At 50.6% G+C, this 1829-nt stretch carries 3 protein-coding genes; all 3 read left to right on the top strand.

What is annotated here, in order from left to right:
* The coding region (locus GX147_11170) for an ABC transporter permease (protein NLN61229.1) at positions 1-125 on the top strand (125 nt) is incomplete at its 5' end.
* A gap of 27 nt (positions 126-152) precedes the next feature.
* Entirely contained in the window at positions 153-1139 is a 987-nt protein-coding gene (locus GX147_11165; GenBank protein ID NLN61228.1) for an ABC transporter ATP-binding protein, read from the top strand.
* A gap of 26 nt (positions 1140-1165) precedes the next feature.
* A partial coding sequence (locus GX147_11160; GenBank protein NLN61227.1) for an ABC transporter ATP-binding protein occupies positions 1166-1829 on the top strand: 664 nt, incomplete at its 3' end.

The raw sequence follows: 1829 nt of genomic DNA, 5'->3' as shown, positions 1-1829 counted from the left end.
GCCAGATGAGATACTACCCCTTCCTGGTCTATATACCGGGTCTTTTCATCGGAATCACGAGCCTGTCCCTGAACCTTATCGGCGACGGGCTTCGGGACGCCCTGGATCCCCGGCTGAAGAACTAGGTTTTTGGAAAAGGTGATATGATGAACATGCCCTCAACGGAAAAACTCCTTGAAATCAGGGATCTCACAGTCGTTTACAGGACAGATGAAGAAATCATCCATGCAGTGAACGGATTGAACCTTTCAGTGAACAGAGGCGAGACTATCGGGCTGGTAGGCGAAACAGGAGCCGGAAAAACGACAACGGCACTTTCCATATTGAAACTGCTGCCGGATCGGGTCGGACACATCGAGGGCGGTCAGATTTTCCTCGACGGGATCGATATCATCAACGCCCGTAAGGCCGATATGCTTGCCCTTCGAGGGGCAACGGTGTCCATGATTTTCCAGGACCCCATGACGAGCCTCAATCCTGTCCATACGGTAGGTGAACAAATTGCAGAGGTGCTGGAACTGCACCAGAAGCAGCTCTCCAAAGAGCAGGTTTCCGGGCGTGTTGATGAAATAATGAAATTGGTGGGCCTTTCTCCTGACCGGAAAGAGGAATACCCTCACCAGTTCTCCGGAGGAATGAAGCAACGCATAGTAATTGCCATCGCCCTGGCCTGCGAACCAAAGCTTCTCATAGCGGACGAGCCGACCACTGCCCTTGATGTCACCATTCAGTCCCAGGTTCTTGATTTGATGAAGAACCTCAAGGACATGCTCAATACGTCAATGATTCTTATTACCCACGACCTGGGAGTCGTTGCCCAAACCTGCGACAGGGTGGCAATCATGTACGCCGGGGAGATCATTGAAATCGGCTCCGCTGCGGATATTTTCAATGCGAAAAACCATCACCCCTATACGACCGGCCTGTTCGGCTCTATTCCAAACCTGGTGAAACCTTCACGCCGTCTGAATGCCATCGAAGGGTTGATGCCGGACCCGGTGAAGCTTCCCCGGGGGTGCAAATTTCATCCCCGATGTCCGAAGCGTATGGATATTTGCAGTATGGTCAGCCCGGAAAATATATTTGCCGGAGGTCACGGCATAAAATGTCATCTCTTCGCCCCGCAGCAGGTTTGTTAACCTCGGCCCAGGGAAAGGAAATCACTATGGAAAATCCTTTGATTGAGACTCGAAACATTAAAAAGTACTTTAGAACCCTTAGGGGAAACCTGCACGCGGTGGATGGGATAAATTTGTCCATCAACCCGGGCAAGACTCTTGGAGTCGTGGGTGAGTCCGGATGCGGGAAATCTACCCTTGGCCGCCTGATTTGGCGCATCATAGAGCCGACTGATGGGGAAGTGCTTTACAACGGGACGAATATTTTGCTTTATGGAAACGAAGAGATGAAAAAAATACGCAAAAAGATGCAGATAATTTTCCAGGATCCCTATGCTTCATTGAACCCTCGGCTCACAGTCAGCCAGCTTATCGCCGAACCCATAAAAGTGTGCAGGACAATCACCGACAAAGATGAGATGAATGAAAAAATCTATACGCTTATGGAGACAGTGGGCCTTGCTGAACGTCTGGTAAATTCCTACCCTCATGAACTCGACGGCGGAAGGCGGCAACGAATCGGGATTGCCCGCGCACTGGCGCTTGATCCTGAATTTATTGTCTGTGATGAACCGGTTTCCGCACTCGATGTCTCCATTCAGGCCCAGATTCTCACCCTGATGATGGACCTTCAGGAAGAGATGGGGCTCACCTTCATGTTCATCTCTCACGACCTGAGCGTTGTGAAACATATAAGCGACGACATAATGG

The sequence above is a fragment of the Deltaproteobacteria bacterium genome, from assembly GCA_012522415.1.
Lineage (GTDB): Bacteria > Desulfobacterota > Syntrophia > Syntrophales > JAAYKM01 > JAAYKM01.
The sequence above is the reverse complement of the archived record's forward strand: the minus strand, read 5'-3'. Positions and strand labels throughout refer to the sequence as shown.

What these genes read in the sequence shown, in the direction of transcription:
- GX147_11165 (NLN61228.1), top strand. Translation starts at nt 153, where the DNA reads ATGCCCTCAACGGAAAAACTCCTTGAAATCAGGGATCTCACAGTCGTT.